The organism is Falsiroseomonas sp., from assembly GCF_030695085.1.
Classification (GTDB): Bacteria; Pseudomonadota; Alphaproteobacteria; order Acetobacterales; family Acetobacteraceae; genus Falsiroseomonas.
Genome location: NZ_JAUYTS010000220.1, coordinates 1 through 16,558, shown reverse-complemented (window position 1 = coordinate 16,558; position 16,558 = coordinate 1). Strand labels below are relative to the sequence as shown.

General features: G+C 69.5%; 18 protein-coding genes and 1 pseudogene. 5 read left to right on the top strand and 14 right to left on the bottom strand.

Annotated features, from left to right (window positions below; all coding sequences use genetic code 11):
• Positions 1–209, top strand: a pseudogene (locus Q8S40_RS22820) (molybdate ABC transporter permease subunit); the annotation flags it as partial.
• Between the two features lie 17 nt (positions 210–226).
• Positions 227–1,348 carry an ABC transporter ATP-binding protein gene (locus tag Q8S40_RS22815; RefSeq protein WP_305672247.1) on the top strand — a complete coding sequence of 374 codons (1,122 nt, stop codon included), beginning with the start codon at positions 227–229 and terminating at the stop codon, positions 1,346–1,348.
• A 466-nt stretch (positions 1,349–1,814) separates the two neighbouring features.
• Here the strand turns inward: Q8S40_RS22815 and Q8S40_RS22810 are convergent, their stop codons facing one another.
• The 14 genes from Q8S40_RS22810 to Q8S40_RS22745 form a co-directional block, all read right to left on the bottom strand.
• Positions 1,815–2,171: a group II truncated hemoglobin gene (locus Q8S40_RS22810; protein WP_305672246.1), complete on the bottom strand. Its 357-nt coding sequence runs from the start codon at positions 2,169–2,171 to the stop codon at positions 1,815–1,817.
• Positions 2,172–2,185: 14 nt separating this feature from the next.
• Positions 2,186–2,656 carry an isoprenylcysteine carboxylmethyltransferase family protein gene (locus tag Q8S40_RS22805; protein ID WP_305672245.1) on the bottom strand — a complete coding sequence of 157 codons (471 nt, stop codon included), beginning with the start codon at positions 2,654–2,656 and terminating at the stop codon, positions 2,186–2,188.
• Between the two features lie 32 nt (positions 2,657–2,688).
• Positions 2,689–3,162, bottom strand: coding sequence for a Dps family protein (locus Q8S40_RS22800; RefSeq protein ID WP_305672244.1), 474 nt, complete (start codon positions 3,160–3,162; stop codon positions 2,689–2,691).
• A 29-nt stretch (positions 3,163–3,191) separates the two neighbouring features.
• Positions 3,192–3,845 carry a peroxiredoxin gene (locus tag Q8S40_RS22795; protein ID WP_305672243.1) on the bottom strand — a complete coding sequence of 218 codons (654 nt, stop codon included), beginning with the start codon at positions 3,843–3,845 and terminating at the stop codon, positions 3,192–3,194.
• A 92-nt stretch (positions 3,846–3,937) separates the two neighbouring features.
• Complete coding sequence (locus tag Q8S40_RS22790) at positions 3,938–4,885, bottom strand: SDR family oxidoreductase (RefSeq protein ID WP_305672242.1); 948 nt, start codon at positions 4,883–4,885, stop codon at positions 3,938–3,940.
• Entirely contained in the window at positions 4,882–5,016 is a 135-nt protein-coding gene (locus tag Q8S40_RS22785) for a hypothetical protein (protein ID WP_305672241.1), read from the bottom strand. Before Q8S40_RS22785 ends, Q8S40_RS22790 begins: the two co-directional genes overlap by 4 nt.
• A gap of 45 nt (positions 5,017–5,061) precedes the next feature.
• A complete protein-coding gene (gene trxC, locus Q8S40_RS22780; protein ID WP_304809257.1) occupies positions 5,062–5,499 on the bottom strand; it encodes a thioredoxin TrxC in 438 nt (145 codons plus the stop codon).
• 387 nt (positions 5,500–5,886) lie between these two features.
• Complete coding sequence (locus Q8S40_RS22775; protein ID WP_305672240.1) at positions 5,887–6,588, bottom strand: ABC transporter ATP-binding protein; 702 nt, start codon at positions 6,586–6,588, stop codon at positions 5,887–5,889.
• A gap of 4 nt (positions 6,589–6,592) precedes the next feature.
• Entirely contained in the window at positions 6,593–7,726 is a 1,134-nt protein-coding gene (locus tag Q8S40_RS22770) for an ABC transporter permease (protein ID WP_305672239.1), read from the bottom strand.
• The gene (locus tag Q8S40_RS22765; RefSeq protein WP_305672238.1) at positions 7,723–8,856 is read right to left on the bottom strand and encodes an efflux RND transporter periplasmic adaptor subunit; all 1,134 of its coding nucleotides are present in this window, start codon (positions 8,854–8,856) and stop codon (positions 7,723–7,725) included. The genes Q8S40_RS22770 and Q8S40_RS22765 overlap by 4 nt, the downstream gene beginning before the upstream one ends.
• 175 nt (positions 8,857–9,031) lie before the next feature.
• On the bottom strand, positions 9,032–10,603 hold the full coding sequence (locus tag Q8S40_RS22760) for a TRAP transporter large permease subunit (protein ID WP_305672237.1): 1,572 nt from the start codon (positions 10,601–10,603) through the stop codon (positions 9,032–9,034).
• On the bottom strand, positions 10,600–11,148 hold the full coding sequence (locus Q8S40_RS22755) for a TRAP transporter small permease subunit (protein WP_305672236.1): 549 nt from the start codon (positions 11,146–11,148) through the stop codon (positions 10,600–10,602). The genes Q8S40_RS22760 and Q8S40_RS22755 overlap by 4 nt, the downstream gene beginning before the upstream one ends.
• Positions 11,149–11,153: 5 nt before the next feature.
• A complete protein-coding gene (locus Q8S40_RS22750) occupies positions 11,154–12,239 on the bottom strand; it encodes a TRAP transporter substrate-binding protein (protein WP_305672235.1) in 1,086 nt (361 codons plus the stop codon).
• 36 nt (positions 12,240–12,275) lie between these two features.
• Positions 12,276–13,073: a phytanoyl-CoA dioxygenase family protein gene (locus Q8S40_RS22745; protein WP_304809243.1), complete on the bottom strand. Its 798-nt coding sequence runs from the start codon at positions 13,071–13,073 to the stop codon at positions 12,276–12,278.
• A gap of 715 nt (positions 13,074–13,788) precedes the next feature.
• Here Q8S40_RS22745 and Q8S40_RS22740 point away from each other — a divergent pair.
• From Q8S40_RS22740 to Q8S40_RS22730, 3 genes are read left to right on the top strand one after another with little or no spacing between them, the layout of a single operon-like run.
• A complete protein-coding gene (locus tag Q8S40_RS22740) occupies positions 13,789–14,820 on the top strand; it encodes an ABC transporter substrate-binding protein (RefSeq protein WP_305672234.1) in 1,032 nt (343 codons plus the stop codon).
• Entirely contained in the window at positions 14,817–15,620 is an 804-nt protein-coding gene (locus Q8S40_RS22735) for an ABC transporter permease (protein ID WP_305672233.1), read from the top strand. Before Q8S40_RS22740 ends, Q8S40_RS22735 begins: the two co-directional genes overlap by 4 nt.
• Positions 15,617–16,366: an ABC transporter ATP-binding protein gene (locus Q8S40_RS22730; RefSeq protein WP_305672232.1), complete on the top strand. Its 750-nt coding sequence runs from the start codon at positions 15,617–15,619 to the stop codon at positions 16,364–16,366. The genes Q8S40_RS22735 and Q8S40_RS22730 overlap by 4 nt, the downstream gene beginning before the upstream one ends.
• The last annotated feature ends 192 nt before the right edge of the window (positions 16,367–16,558 follow it).

Genomic DNA, 16,558 nt, shown 5'->3' with positions numbered 1-16,558 from the left:
TGGGCGAATTCGGCGTGGTGCTGATGGTGGGCGGCGCCATCCCCGGCGAGACGCAGACCATCGCGATTGCGATCTATGATCGCGTGCAGGCCTTCGACGAGCGCGGCGCGGCCATCATGTCCGCGGTGCTGCTCGGCGTGTCGGTTGTCGCGCTTGGCCTGACCAACACCTTCTCCCGCCGCGTCGGGCGGAAGGCCCGCGATGCCTGAGGCTGGCGGCGCGCGCGATGCATGATACCGGCGAGGCCGCCGGCCTCACGCTGCGGCTGGCGGCGTCGCGGCCGATACCGCTCGACCTTGCGCTGCGCATCGCGCCGGGCGAGTTGCTGGCGCTCGTCGGACCATCGGGGGCGGGCAAGTCGACCGTCCTGCGCTGCATCGCAGGCCTGCACCGCGCCGAGCAAGGGCGCATCACCAGCGCCGGCACCACATGGTTCGACGCCGCAACCGGTGAAAGCCTGCCGCCGCATCGCCGCGCTGCCGGGCTGGTGTTCCAGGATTACGCCCTGTTCCCGCACATGACCGCCGCGGCCAATGTCCTGGCGGCGATGGGCCATCTGCCGAAATCCGAACGGCCGGATCGCGTGCGGGACCTGTTCGCGATGGTGCATCTCTTGGGCCTTGAGGATCGCCGCCCGGCAGAGCTTTCGGGTGGCCAGCAGCAGCGCGTCGCCGTCGCCCGGGCGCTGGCGCGCGACCCGGCTATCCTGCTGCTGGACGAGCCCTTTTCCGCCGTGGACCGCGCCACCCGCCGGCGATTGCAGGCGGAGCTGGCATCGCTGCGCCGCAGCCTCGCCATTCCCATCCTGCTGGTGACGCATGATCTGGAGGAGGCGCTGGCGCTGGCCGACCGCATGGTGGTGATGCATCGCGGCCGCGGCTTGCAGACCGGCACGCCAGCCGCGTTGCTGACCCGCCCCGCCAGTGCCGAAGTCGCGCGCCTGCTCGACCTGCGCAACCTGTTCCAAGGCCGGGTGGAGCACCACACGGCCGACGCGACCTTCCTGCGCTGGGGTGACACGCTGCTGGAGGCGGCGCCTGCGCCATCCTTCCTGCCCGGCACCCCGGTGGATTGGCTGGTCGCGGGATCGGGCGTCGTACTGCATCGCCGCGGACGGCCCTCGGCCGGGGAGCGGGAGAACCCGGTGCCGGCGCGCGTGATCGACCTGCTGGCCATGGGCGAGGAAGCACGCCTCACGCTCGATGTCGGCGACAGGCAGGGCGGCACGCTCGGCTTTTCGATGCCGCTGCACGCCGCGCTGCGCAACGGCCTGGCGGCCGGCGAAGGCTGCACGATCTCGCTGCTTCGCGATGCCATCCATCTCATGCCGGCAGGCCGCACGGCCTGACCGCATCGCCCCGGGCGGCATCGCGCTCAGGCTGCTCGATGGTGCAGGGGTTGGCGAAGCGTGGATTTGCGATCAGGCCATGATCGGTCTGGCTTTCCCGGCAGGCGGTGCTGTCGCGCCACTCCCTCGGGGCAAGGCGGAAGCCGGCCAGCAGCGAGGAGGTATGGCCTGCGGCGCCGTCCGCCGCGTTCGCAGTGCCGCAGCACCTCCTGCAGCGTCACCATGCCGCCGTGATGCATCGAGCGTCCGGATGAAGTGTGGCGCGGGCACGGATCGCTCCGGGGCGACCATGGCCCGTGGGGTCACAGGATCGCCCGACGGTCGCATGCGATTTGGCCGCCGAGAGAAGCAGCCTTCGCGCCTCTGTCTGGCTGCCATGGGTCGTGACCCGCGCGCCGGATGGGCGCGTCGCCAGGCGAAGCGACGGCACGTCAGCACGGATCGGCCACGATCCGCAGGATCTGGTCTAACCGCAATTTTGCATGTGGTGCGCGAGCTTCTCGATCTGTGGCAGCACCTCATTGCCAAGTTCCGTGTCCATGATCTGCTCCTCCCAAGCACGATGGAAGCAGGTGAGCCAGCCACGCACTTCCTCGGCACCGATCGGTGCGTGCAGATGGCGCCGCCGCAGCATCGGACGGCCGTGGCGCGCGATGTAGAGTGACGGGCCGCCAAGCCAACCCGAGAGATATTCGAACAGACGCTGCTCCGCATTGGCGAGGTTTGGCGGATGCACAGCGCGGCAGGCCGCAGCCTCCGGCAGCGTTTCCATCAATGCGTAGAAGCGTTGGGTGAAGCGCCGGATGCCGGGCTCGCCACCCATCCTGTCATAGGGTGTCATCGCCGGCCGAACCATCGGGCGGTGCGTTGGCTGTACGCATCCCAGGCCGCGCCGAACAGCGCCGCCAGATGCGCTTCCTCGCGCCGGATCGCGAGCTGCGTCACCGCCGTTGCGGCCAGCATCGCGGCCGGCAGGAACCACGGATTGGCGAAGGCGAGCGCGGCACCTGTCATGGCGATGGTGTTGCCGAGGTAGATCGGGTTGCGGGACCAGGCGAAGGGCCCGGTGGTGACCAGCGCCGTCGCCGCGCGATGCGGCAGGATGTTGGCACGCCGGCTGGACATCACGGCCATCGCGGCGATGTCGAGTGCGAGGCCAGCCAGCAGCGTGAGCCAGCCCAACCCTGCCCAGATCGGCGCGCGCAGCCATGCCGGACCAGGCAGAAGGTAGCCCATGCCTACCGCCGCGATGGCGGCCGCGCCGAACAGGATCGGCGGCCAGGGAATGCGGTTGGGGGCAACGACCACGCCCGCGCCTGTCGCATCTTCGCGCCGCCCGGTCACAGCGCGGGCGCTTCCTCGCTCAGCATGGCGCGCAGCATCCAGGCGGTCTTTTCATGGCTTGCAATGCGCTGGGTGAGCAGGTCGGCGGTGGCCGGGTCTGCCGCGCGCTCCGCCACGGCCAGCGCCGCCTTGGCGCCGGCCGCCAGGGCCAGATGGCCGTCCAGCGCTGCCTGCATCATGCCGCGCGCCCCGGGCACGCCCTCCGTCTCCGGCAAGGTGCCCAGCGCCGCCATGGTGGCCAGCGAACCCGGCGCCGTCTGGCCGAGCACGCGGATGCGCTCGGCAATCTGGTCCAGGGCCTGCCAGAGTTCGTTGTATTGTTCCTCGAACATCTGGTGCAGCACACGAAAGCGCGGGCCGCTGACGTTCCAGTGGAAGCCGTGCACCTTCATGTAGAGCCGGAAGGTATCGGCCAGCACGCCGCCGAGGGCCCCGGCGGTATGGGCTGCGTGGTCGTTGATCGGGGTCATGGCGTGGTCCTTTGCGGACGATGCGGCGCTCACAGCGCGCGCTTCGAGAAATACCAGTCGGTTGTCTCAAACCCTTCACCGGCGCGGGCGGCTGCGGCGGCGGCGGTCTTGGGCGGCGGCACGATGACCTTTTCGCCGGGCTGCCAGCCCTCCGGCGTGGCGACACCGTTCGCATCCGAGGTCTGCAGCGCTGTCAGCAGGCGCAGAATCTCATCGATGCTGCGGCCATTGCTCATTGGGTAGTAGAGCATCGCGCGGAGCTTGCCCTTGGGGTCGATCAGGAAGGTCGCGCGCACGGCCTGCGTATCGGCGGCACCGGGATGCACCATCCCGTAGGCGCCGGCGACCTCCATCTTGATATCCTCGATGATCGGGAACGGAATGGCGATGCCGAACTTCTCCTCGATGTTCCGCACCCAGGCGAGATGCGCGAACAGGCTATCGATCGAAAGGCCCAGAAGATCACAGCCCAGTGCGGCGAAACGGTCATGAGCCCGGGCGAAGGCAATGAATTCCGTGGTGCAGACCGGTGTGAAGTCGGCGGGGTGGGAGAACAGCACCAGCCACTTGCCCTTGTAGTCGGCCAGGGTGCGGTCGCCATGGGTGGTGTGCACCTGGAAATCCGGGGCGGCTTCATTGAGGCGAGGCAGGCCGATAGGTTGGGCCTGGGCTGAGCTGGTCATGGCTGATCCTTTATCTTAGTACTTTCGTATATGCTCACTTTTATCGTGTTTGTCTAATGAATTGTTTTGGTACAAACGATTGATTTTGCCACTCATTCTCTCCGATCCGCACAGCCGAACGCCTGGCTGGTCAGCCTGGACGAAACCTCCCACAGCCGCGCCGCCGCCCGTTCGTCCCGCGCCTGCGGCGCGATCCGCGCTGGCGCTGGCGGCCCGCGCAACTCCCACAGCCAGCTTCGGCCATAAAGGCAGCCGCCGCGCGCCGTAGGCGAGGTCGCCGCGAACAGGATCGGGCCCGCGCCATGCACCGCCGAATGGCTGAATACCCGGGTGCCGAGGCGCATCAGGCGCATCAGGGCGCTTGGTGTGCCTTCCGAGGCTGGCCCGTTCGAAAACAGGTTGGTCAGCGCCCAGCCCGGATGCGCGGCAAGGCTGGTCAGGCCCCACTGCGCCGCATCGCTGCGCCGCTGCAATTCCAGCGCGAACATCAGCACCGCGAGCTTCGACTGGCTGTAGGCGCGCCACGGCCCGTAGTGCCGTTCGGCCTGCAAGTCCTCGAAATCGATCCGGCCGCTACGGTGCGAAAGGCTGGTGACGCCAACAACGCGGGGTGCCGGGGCGCGGCGCAGCAGCGGCAGCAGGCGCGCCGTCAGCGCGAAATGCCCCAGATGATTGATCCCGAATTGCCGCTCGAAGCCATCCGCGGTCGTGCGGCGCTGCGGCAGCGCCATCACTCCGGCGTCGTTCACCAGGATGTCCACGGCGTGCTGCCGGGCGGCGATCCGCGCGGCGAAGTCGGCTATCGACGCGAGATCCGCCAGGTCCAGCGCCTCAAAATCCACCGAACTGCCGGGCGCATGTTCCGCGATCACCGCCAAGGCTTCGGCGCCGCGCGCGGCATTGCGCCCGGCCAGGATCACTGCGGCGCCGGCTGCGGCGAGGGCTGTCGCCGTGGCCCGGCCGATCCCGCTGGTCCCGCCGGTCACCACAGCGCATTTGCCGTGCAGGGGTGGCAGGTCCCGCTCGGTCCAGACCGTCATACCTGGCACGCCAGGACCAGCTGCATCAGCGCCGGATCGGCCACGTCCATGTCCGGCAGTACCGCCGTGGTGGACACCACCGGCGCCACGATCCAGCGCAGTAGACGTTCGCGCGGGGTGGCCGAGGGCACCAGCGGATCTCCTCTCGTGAACCGCAGCGGTTCAGACTGGCCGAATCAAGGCGCCGTGGCTTCAGCCCAGGCGACGATACGGCCGGCCGGCATGGCGCCGGCCTGGCGCGCGATCTCCCGGCCGCCGGCGAACAGGGCCAGGGTCGGGATGCTGCGGATCTCCAGCTCGCCGGCCAGGGCCGGTGCCTCTTCAGTCGAGACCTTCACCAGGCGCATCCGCGGCTCCAGTGCCGCCGCCGCCGCCTCGAAGGCTGGTGCCATGGTGCGGCAGGGGCCACACCAGGAGGCCCAGAAATCCACCAGCAGTGGAATGCCGCTGAGGCGCAGATGCCGGCGGAACCGATCCTCTGACAGCGCCACCGGCTTGCCTGTGAAAAGCGCCGATTTGCAGGCGCCGCAGCGCGGCGCCTCGCCAAGCCGCGCCTTCGGCACGCGGTTGATCGCATCGCAATGCGGGCAAAGGATCTGCGTGATGTCTGTCATGTTCGTGCCGTTGCTCATTCCACCGCTCGCGCGGCATCGGGTTTGGCGCGGAGTCAGTCCTGGATCGGCCCAGAGCGACCGAAGCGGTGCTGTTCAGGCGGGACAGGGCCAGCGAAGGGCCGGCCTGGCCGAGGATGGGGAGGATAGACCATCAGGCCCCCCCGATGCAGACACGGCTGAGTGGTCACGAAGGCCGACAGGCCGGAGGCGTCTTCGGCCGCGATCCACCGGCCCGATCCTGGCGCAGCCCCCCCCCTGCATCCTGACGCATCCTGACCGTAGCATCCGCCCCACTGAACCACATGGCCAGCCTGGCGCTTCCGGCCTGGCGGCGTCGCGCCGATCAGCCCGGGCGGCCGACGTGATACGGATGGGGGATGGCACCCATCACATGGCGCGCCTCTCATCCGCCTCGATCCGGCCGTCGCGCAACGCGACCATGCGGTCGAAGCGATCGAAGATCTTCTCGTCATGCGTGACCACCAGGATCGCCGCCTGTTGTTCCTGCGCCACCTGCCGCAAAAGGTCCATCACCACACGCGCACGTTCGGAATCAAGCGCGGCCGTCGGCTCATCCGCGAGGATGACCTGCGGCCGGTTGACCAGCGCGCGCGCGATGGCGACGCGCTGGGCCTCGCCGCCTGACAGGCGCGAGGGCATCGCCGAGGCGCGTTTGCCAACCTGCAGGTAGTCGAGCAGCGCCCCCGCCCACTGTCGCGCCGTGGTGCGGTCCACGCCGTCCAGCGTCATCGCCAGCGCCACATTGTCGACGGCGTTGAGGAAGGGCAGCAGGTTGTGGAACTGGAAGATGAAGCCGATGCGCTCGCGCCGCAGCCGGCGCAGATCAGGCACCCGCCACTGCCCGTTCCAGACCACCTGCCCCCCGATGGAAAGCCTGCCGGCGGTGGGCTCCTGGATGCAGGCGATCAGGTTCAGCAGGGTCGATTTGCCGCTGCCGGACGGCCCCTTCAGGCCAACCACCTCCCCCGCCTCGACCACGAGGTCCACCTCGGCCAGCGCGCGCACGGCTGTCTCTCCGGCACCAAAGGTCTTGCTCAGCTTCTCAACCTGCACCAGGGGGCCGGCCATCGCCTCAGCCCCCCAGCGCCTGTTGCGGTTCAATGCGGAGCGCGGCCCGGATCGAGACGAGGCTGCCGAGCAGGCAGATCACCGTGATGACCACGGCCATCACCGCGACCTCCGCCGGGCCGAGCGCGACGGTACGGGGAAAGACATCACGCGCCGCAAAAACCAGGCCCACGGCCGCCACATAGGCCATGCCGCCCAGCAGCAGCGCCTGTTGCAGCACCAGGCCGATGATCGTGCGATCCGGCGCGCCGATCAGCTTCAGCGTCGCGATCTCGCGCAGCTTGTCCATCGTCATCGTGTAGATGATCAACGCGATGATCACCGCCGAGACGAACAACAGCACCACGGTGAACATGCCGAGCTGTACGCGCGCGCGATTCACCACGGATTGCGTCAGCAGATTCGACTGTTCCTGGTCCGTCAGTGCGGACAGATGCTTCCAGCGCCGCGCCGTCTCCGCCACCAGGGCCGGGTCCGCATCCGGGTGCAGGCGCGCGATGATGGCGTTGACCGTATCTGTGCCACCACCAGCGGAATTGGCCGCGATCGCGCGCCGCGCCGCTGCGGGCGCAAGGCGGAACTGCAGATCCTGGCTGTCGCGCAGCTGCATGAAGATCAGCGGGTCTCCCCCCGACGCGACCAGGCCCCGCGTGGTGCCGACCACGTGATACCGATTGCGGCCGAGCATCAGTGTCGCGCCCAGCGGAAGGCCGGAGCGGGCATCGGCCACGATCTCGAACCGCCCACCGCCGAGGCCGCGTCCGCTGGCGATGACCGAAGGCCCACCCGGACGGCCGGGTTCATAGCCGATCACCTGCACCCGGATGGTACCCTGCGGCGCCTGCGCCTCCGCCGTGCGCAGCGTGATGGCGCCCGCCGCTGCCACGCCTGGCAGACGTGCCACCATCTCCCGCACGTCGCCGGGGATGCGCGAGGCTTCGGCAAAGGGCCCGCGGGTACCGGACTCCACCACCCAGAGATCGGCCCGCAAGCTGCGTGACAGCGCCAGCGCCTCGCTCACCACGCCCTGGTAGATGCCGACCATCGACAGCGCGACACCCATCAGCAGCCCCAGGCCGAGGCAGGTCAGCACGAAGCGGCCGAGCTTGTGGCGGATATCGGCCATGGCAAGGTTCATGGCGCCGGCACCGCGCGCGCCGCGCGTCCGACAGCAAGGCTTGAACTGGTCCGCGCCACCAGTGCGATGTCCTCCGGCAAGCCATCGGTGATGGCCACGCGCCCATCGACCAGCCGTGCGGCGATGCTGACCCGTCGCTGCGCGAGGCGCCCGTCCTCGATCGTCCAGACCGTCCCGGCGGCGCCGTCGAACCCATGCAGCGCCTGTTCCGGCAGCAACCTCGCGCGCGGCAGACGCCCCGTCTCGATCACCACCTCCGCCTGCTCACCCACGACGGGCATGGTCGGGCACGCTTGGCAGCGCAGATAGACGCGCCGCTCCTCCGTCACGCGGTCAGCCTCAAGCCCGATTCGGACAATCTGGGCCTCGATCGGCCGGCCTGGCCGGCTGCGCAGGGTGACCACGCCCGACTGTCCCAGCGCCAGGTCGCCGGCGCGGCCCTCATCGACAAAGGCCTGCATCCAGATGCTGTCGGGCGCCACCAGGGTAAAGACCGCCTCCCCGGGATTGAGCGCAGCGCCGGTCTCCCGCGACCGGGCAATGACCAGGGCATCGAAGGGCGCCCGCAGCGTGTGCTTTTCAAGGGTCGCGCGTTCCGTCTCAAGGTTGGCGCGCGCTTCGGCCTGGGCGGCACGCGCCACGGCCGCATCGGCGCGGTTCACGAGAAGATCGACGCGGGCCAGTTCCTGCTCGGTCTCGGCCAGCTCCGCCGCTTCCTGGCTGCCGACGCCTCGGTTGGCGAGGTCGCGCCGGCGCCGCGCGGTGGCCTGCTTCTGGGTGAACTGCGCCTCGGCACGCTCCCGCTGCGCATCGGCCCGCGCCGCGGCGGCATCCGCGGACAGCAATGCGGCCTCGGCACGCGCGAGGCGCGCCTGCTGGCTGATCGGGTTGAGGCGCGCGAGCACCGCGCCGGCGGCCACGCGGTCCCCATGGTCGGCCGCCAGTTCGAGGATCGTGCCGGGCAGCTCGAAGCCGATGCGGGCGAGAACCTGCGCCTCGATCGCGCCAAGACCGAACACCGTTACCGGGACATCCTGGCGGAAGGCGGCGACCGGAACCTCGAGCGGGCGCCAGTGCCGGAGGTAGACGGTCCCGCCCGCCATACCGAGCAGCAGAAGCGGAAGAGCCACCAACCAGACCAGCCGACGACGCATGGGCATTCCCCTCACCGTATCAGGCCAGCGCCAGCCGCGGTGCGGTGGCGCCCTCGATTCGGAAGCAGACACACGACGCGAATGCGCCGTGATGCCGACCACGGTCAAGTGAGCGCCCCGCGACGAGGCTGCGTGCCGCCGGACCCGGCGATCAGAACAGCTGCGCGGGCAGCCAGGTCGCGAGTGCGGGGAAGGCCATCACCAGGCCAATCGCCAGCAATTGCAGGCACACGTAGGGAATGACGCCGCGATAGATATCCACGGTGCCGACCCCGCGCGGCACCACGCCGCCCAGGTAGAACAGCGAGAAGCCGAAGGGTGGCGTGAGGAACGAGGTCTGCAGGTTCAGCGCGATCAGCACCGCGAGCCAGACCGGGTCGATGCCCATCGCCAGCAGGACAGGCCCCACGATGGGAACGACGATGATGGTGATTTCCACGAAATCGAGGAAGAAGCCCATCAGGAAGATCAGGATCATCACCGCCACCAGCGCGCCCGTCGCCCCGCCGGGGATGAGGGAGAGCAGTTCCTTCACCGTCTCGTCGCCACCCAGGCCGCGGAACACCAGGGAGAACAGCGTCGCACCGATCAGGGTCGCGAAGATCATGGCCGTGATGGTCATGGTACTGTGCGAGACCTGGCCGAGCACGCCGCCGCGGAAGGTGCGCCACAGGGCCAGCGCCACACCCGCGGCCAGCACCACCACCAGCAGCCCCGCGGCCCCGATGGCGATGCGGTCGGCCAGCGGCGGCGCCTGGCGGCCAAGGCGCATGTCGAACATCAGCCCCAGCGTCACCAGTGCCACGGCGGCGAGGCCAGCCAGCCAGATCGGCCAGGCGCCCCCGCCCTGCTGGCGCAGCCCGGCCAGCAGCGTGGCGCCGATCGCCCCCACCGCCGCCGCCTCGGTCGGCGTGGCGACGCCCGCCAGGATGGAACCGAGCACCGCGATGACCAGGATGATGGGCGGCAGCAGCGCCTGGAGAAGTTGGCTGGTGGTGATTCCCTCGGCCTCCTCCGGCGGCATCGCCGGCCCCATTTCCGGCCGCAGAAGGCAAAGGAAGAACTGGTACAGGATGTACAGCCCGACCAGCATCAGCCCCGGAATCATGGCTCCCGCGAAGAGCTGCCCCACCGAGACGGTCTGGATGGAGAACAGCCCCTGGGAAAGCTGCGCCTGCTGGTAGGCGGCGGAAATGACCTCGCCCAGGATCACCATGACTGTGGAGGGCGGGATGATCTGCCCCAGCGTGCCCGCCGCGCAGACCGTGCCGCAGGCGAAGCGCCTGTTATAGCCACGCCGCAGCATGGCCGGCAGCGCGATCAGCCCCATGGTGACGACGGTGGCGCCCACGATGCCGGTGGAGGCAGCCAGCAGCGCACCAACGACGGAGACGCTGATGGCCAGCCCCCCGCGCACCGTGCCGAACAACCGCCCCATCGCCTCCAGCAGTTCCTCGGCGATGCGCGAGCGCTCGAGCATGATACCCATGAAGACGAAAAGCGGGATGGCGACCAGCGTCTCGCCCGTCATGGTGCCGAAGATGCGTTGCGCCAACGCACCCAGCAGGAAGGTATCGAACACGCCGAACAGGATGCCGAGCGTGCCGAAGACGATGGCGCAGCCCACCAGCAGGAACAGCACTGGAATGCCCGTGAGGATCAGCGCGCACAGCGAGGCGAACATCAGCAGGTCCAGCACCTGCCCGATGGCGGCAGTACTCATGCGTCACCCTGGCGCTGGCGGTGCGGGAAATGTGTGGAAGCGGCACCGGTCAGCACGGCCACGCAGCGTATGCCGAGCGAGACCGCCTGCAGCCCGAGCAGCAGGCCCATCAGCGGGATGAGGGATTTCAGCGCCGGCACGAAGGGCACGCCGCCCACGGCCATCGGTCCTTCATTCTGTATCCAGGATCGCGCCGCATAGTCATAGGAGGCCCAGATCACCAGGGCACAGAAGGGCAGCGCCGCCAGGACGACGCAGGCAAGGTCCAGCACCGCCTGCCGCCGCACCGACCAGCCCGCGTAGTAGATATCCACGCGCACATGCTGGTCCACCAGCCAGGTGTAGCCGATGGCCAGCATGAACAGCGTGGCGTGCACGTAGATCACGCTCTCCTGCATCCAGACGAAGGAGGAGCCATAGGCATAGCGCAGCACCACAACGATGAACTGCACCAGCACCACGACCAGCGCCAGCCATTTGACGCCCTGCGCCAGATGGCTGCTCAGGGCGTCATGCGCGTCGGCGGCGCGGAGCAGGAGGCGCAACCGCGTCAGCCCCAGCGGATCGGCAAGGCACGCGAATTGAAGTTGCCGGCATAGGATTGCAGCATGTAGGCGGCGCTGCGGTTGCGGAATTCCGCGTAGCTGTCGGCGATGCGCTTCACCAGCGGGTCCTGGTGGGCGCGGAACTCGGCCAGGATTTCGCCCGCGATGTTGCCGAAGGCGATGAGCATGTCACGCGGTACTTCGCGCACCACCACGCCGTGGCGCGTCACCAGCTCGTTCAGCGCGATGGGGTGGCGCACGTCGTACTCGCTGGTGGTCTCCTCATGCAGCGACAGGGCGCAGAAGCGCACCACGGCCTTCAGATCATCCGGCAGGGCATTCCACTTGCCCATGTTGATGCCGATCTCCTCGGCCGAGGACGGTTCCTGCACGCCCGGGAAATAGTAGTTCTTGGCCACCTGGTGCAGGCCGAGGGGCAGGTCCGAGAACGGCCCCACGAATTCCGCCGCATCAATGGTGCCCGACTGGAGGGCGGCGAAGATCTGCCCGGCCGGCAACGACACGACCGAGGCGCCCGCGCGGCGGAACATCTCGCCGCCCAGCCCTGCCGTACGATAGCGCAGCCCGCGGAAATCCTCGAGGCTGTTCATCTCGCGCTTGAAGAAGCCCATCCATTGCGGGCCGCTGTCGCCGACGATGAAGCCCTTCACGCCGAAGCGGGCATACATCTCGTCATACATCGCCTGGCCGCCGCCATGCATCATCCAGCCCTGCCGCTCATAGGCCGTCATGCCGTAGGGAAAGCTGCCGAAGAAGCCGATGCCGGGTGACTTCGAAATCCAGAAGGACGGCACGCCGTGATAGAGGTCGGCCGTGCCGGCCGCCACCGCGTCGAAGGCGCCGGCGGGCGGCACCACCTCGCCGGCGGCGAACAGGCGCACCGTCAGCCGCCCGCCGGACAGCTGGCCGATGCGATCGGCGCAGCGCTGCGCCGCGACACCCGGCCCGGGCAGGTTGCGCGGCCAGATGGTGACCATGCGCCATTCGATGCGGCCCTGGCTCAGCGCCGGGGTGGCGAGGGTCGCGGCGGTCGCGGCCGCGGCCGAACCGATCATGGTGCGTCTTTGCATGGTGTCTCTGCCTCTCTGTTCTTGTGTGGGGAGCAATCAGGTGAAGCGCGGGAATTCCGCGCCTTCAAGTGGCGCGCCATCGGCCAGCGTCAGGTGGCGCAGCGGCGGTGAGCCGCGGCCGCCACGGTCACGGAACACCGCATCATCGCCCACCCAGCGCGCGGAGAAGACGCGGCGGCGGCGCTGTGGCGAGGTGTTGGCAGGCGCGCCATGCATGGTGCGGTAGTGAAAGGCCACCGCATCGCCCGGTTCCATTTCCCAGCCCAGGATGCGGTGGCGGTCGCGTTCGGCGTCGATGTCGGGCATGTCCTCACGCTCGTCACCGTCATACAGGTCCGTGCCATCGAAGCGCTTGGGCTTCAGCGCCTTGGTCCAGAGATGGCTGCCCGCCACGCATTCCAGCGTGACATCGCGCGCGACGGGGTCGAGCGGGATCCAGAAGCTGACGCTCTGCTCGGCCTCCACGCAGTAATAGGGCGCGTCCTGGTGCCAGGGCGTGACCAGGCTGGTTCCCGGCTCCTTCACCAGCACATGGTCGTGGAAGAACCGGGCCCCCGTGCTGCCCATCAGGCGGCGCGCAATGGCCGCACCCGGCCCCTGCTCGACAAAGGCACGGAATTCCGGAATGCGCTGCCAGTTGCACAGGTCCTGGAAGAAGCGCGCGCTGCCATCCTTGGGCGTATAGCTGCGTTCATAGGGGCCGGGGTCGGCCATCAGCTTCTCGATACCCGCGCGCAGTGGCTCCACCCATTCGGCGAAGGCGCCGCGCAGCACGATGGCACCGTCGGCGGCGAAGGCGGCGGCGTCGGGGTTCGATGCAGTGACTTGGTCCATGCGGGTCATTCCACTTCCTGCGATCAATGCTGCGGTTGCGCCCGCACGCTGTAAAGCGGGCGGTGCGGCTCACATGCCAGTTCCAAGCGCGGTCAGCTTCAAGCCTGAGCGGCGCCCAGGCCCGATGTCCAAATCATAGCCAACTTCCGGATGCGGGTGACCGTGGAGGCCAGCCGCCTTTGGCGCACCGGCAGCCCAGGGGCGGCCGAGCGCCCGACGCAGGGCGCGCACCCGGCAATGCGGGTCAGACTTGCACCCTTGAACACCGGACCGGTCCGGATGCCTGCCATGCGCCTGTCCTTGCCGTGAGTGTCCCTGTGCCGGGCCTGCGGGCCTGCATCATCCGGCTCAAGCGATAATGTCTAGACATAATCCGAGGCGGCAATCTGACGGGGTGCCGGCCGATGCGCAAGATGCTTTTCGCCGCCTCCCTGCCGGCAGAATCCGGCCTCGCCAGCCGGCGGCGAGATGCCGCGACGGCGGTGGTCGCGCATCACGGGCGGCGTCGGCACCCCTTGGTACGGGGGCGCGCCAGCGCGCAGCGGGGCCGGGAGGTGGCACGGGGCTGGGGCACAGGGTTCCAAGCCGGCATCGCGCGAGAGAGAAAAAACATACTACTGATGGCGTTTCTAGCGCATAAATCTCGCATTTGACCGCAGATATTCGGCCTGCCAAGGATGATTATTCTCCACCTCCTCTGCAGGATATTCTCGCGATGGCATCCCCAGTCTCCAGCAGGCGTGCCCTTCTGGCCTTGCCGCTTGCCGCTTCCCTCGCCACGCCGTCCCTCGCCCAGGCGCGTCCGGTCATCCGTGCCGGCTTCATCCCCGTGCTCGGTTCCGCACCGCTCTTCCTCGCAGCCCATGCCGGCTGGGCGGAGGCGGCGGGGCTCGATCTTCGGCTCACGCAGTTCGAAAGCGGGCCGAACATGATCCAGGCTGTCGCCTCCGGCACGCTGGAGGCCTATGTGGCCGGCATTGGCCCGGTCGCCGTGGCGCGCGCTCGCGGGGTGGATCTGCGCGTGGTGCTGGCCACCGCCATCGAGGAAATGGCCTTCGTCGCCACCGGCGCCCTGGCCACCGAACTGCCGCAGGCGCGCCCCGCCGCCGAGGGCTTCGCCGCCTTCCTTGCCGCCACGGGCCGGCGCGCCCGCCTCGCCACCCAGCCGCCCGGCTCCGTCCCCAACGTGACCCTGCAGCACTGGCTGTGGGAGGTGGAGAAGGTGGCGCGTGATGCGGTGGAGATCATGCCGATGGGCATCGACGCCACCCAGCAGGCGCTGCTGGCCCGCGCCGTGGACGGCGCCACGGTGCGCGAGCCTGCCCTGACCATCCTGGCCGACCGCGACCCCTCGCTCCGCCTCGCCGCCACCGGGGGGCGGATGTTCCCCAACCAGCCGGGCGGCGTGGTTGCCCTGACCGGGCGCTTCCTCACCCAGCAGCCCGAAGCGGCCGGGCGCCTGGTGGAACAGCTTCTGCGCGCGGCGGACCTGCTGGCCAGCGATGCCGGTGCGGCCGCGCCGCAGGTGGTGCAGGCCCTGGGCCGCGGCATCGTGGCGGAGGAGGTGATCCGGCGCGCCCTGGTCTCGCCCGCCAGCCGCTTCGTCGCCGACCCGCTGCTGATCGAGGCCAGCACTCGCGCCATGCTGGACTACCAGGTGAAGCTCGGTGCCATCCGCCAGGCCCCCTCGCTCGATGGCCTGTTCGACAACAGCCTGTATCAGCGCGCCCGGGCAGCCCGTACATGAGCGCGACCAGTCTGCCCGTGCCGCGCGTGACGCCGCGCGCAGCCGTCAGCCCGGCGCTGGCGCGCCTGGGCTGGCCATTGCTTGGCCTGTTGGGCTTCCTGGCGGTGTGGGAGGCCGTGCCGACATTCGGCCTGCTGCCCGCGACCCTGTTGCCGCCACCCTCCGTCCTGCCGCAGGCCTGGTGGCAGGAGGTTGTGGACGGCCACTGGTTCCCCGCCATGTTCGCGAGCCTCAAGCACTACGGCATCGGGCTTGCCATCGGCACGACGGGCGGCGTGGCGCTCGGGGTGGCCATGGCGCTGTCGGCCCGGCTGGACGCGCTGCTGGCCTGGGTGGTGCGCATCCTGCGGCCCGTGCCGGGACTGGCCTGGATTCCGTTCGCGATTCTGTGGTTCGGGGTGAATCCTGCCTCGGCCATCTTCATCATCGTGATCGGGGTGTTCTGGATCAACCTGTTCGCGGCCCAGGCGGCGGTCCGCTCGGTGGATCCGGAGCTGTTCGAACTGGCCGATTCCTTCGGCTACCGCGGCCGCGCCGCGAAGCTGTGGCCGGTCATCCTGCCCGCCGCGGCGCCGGGCATCCTGGCCGGCATCCGCACCGGGCTCGGGCAGGCCTGGATGGCCGTGGTGGCAGCGGAATTGTTTGGCGTGGAGGGGCTTGGCCAGCGGATGATGCAGGCCTCCTCGCTGCTCGCGACGGAGATCGTGGTGGTGATGATGCTGACCATCGCGGCGCTGTACGGCATCGTGGACATGCTGTTCGTGGCGGTGCGCGACCGGCTGCTGCGGTGGCAGGCATGAGCCAGGCGATCCGCATCGAGGGCCTGGCCCTCGCCTTCCCGAACGCGCCCAACGCGGTGCTGGCCGGCCTCGACCTCAGCGTCGCTCCGGGCGAATTCGTCGCCATCCTGGGCGCGAGCGGCGTCGGCAAGTCCACGCTGCTGCGCGCGGTGGCGGGGCTGCTCGCACCGGCTTCGGGGCGGGTGACCGTCGCCGCCGCGCCGGCGCCCGACCGCCTGCCGGTGGCGATGGTCTTCCAGGACCCCCGGCTGCTGCCATGGCGCGATGCCGCGGCCAATGTGGGCTTCGGCCTGGAGCGGCTGCGCGTCGCGCCACCGGAGGCCACGCGGCGCATCACGGAGGCCCTTGGCCTGGTGGGGCTGGAGGGATTGTCCGCACGCCTGCCGCGCCAGCTTTCGGGCGGGCAGCGCCAGCGCGTCGCCATCGCGCGCGCGCTGGCCGTACAACCCGAGGTGCTGCTGATGGATGAGCCTTTCGGCGCGCTGGACGCCATCACGCGCGAGGCGATGCAGGAGGAACTGACCCGCATCCGTCTTGCCACCCGCAAGACGGTGCTGTTCGTGACACACGACATCGAGGAGGCGCTGATGCTCGCGGACCGCGTGGTGGTGCTCGCGGGCCGTCCGGCGGGGCTGGCGCGCGAGGTGCGGGTGGCGGCACCGTTCCCGCGCCGGCGCGAGGCGCCCGAGCTGCAAACCGTGGCCGCGGCGCTGCGCGACCTGCTGGCGGCGCGAAACGCCGCCTGAGACGCGGTCGTCATCACCCCGAGGCGCGGCGCGCGACGTGTGCTGCCGTCCGGCCCGAGCGCGATGCGCCGGAGATGACGCGCCACCGGCCGGGGCCGAGGGCAGCCGGCTGGCGGCAGAGGAACGCCGGCGGCTGATTGCGCGTCAGGCGGGCGAGGCCGGTCTGGCCTCGCCCGCCGCATCATGCAAGGC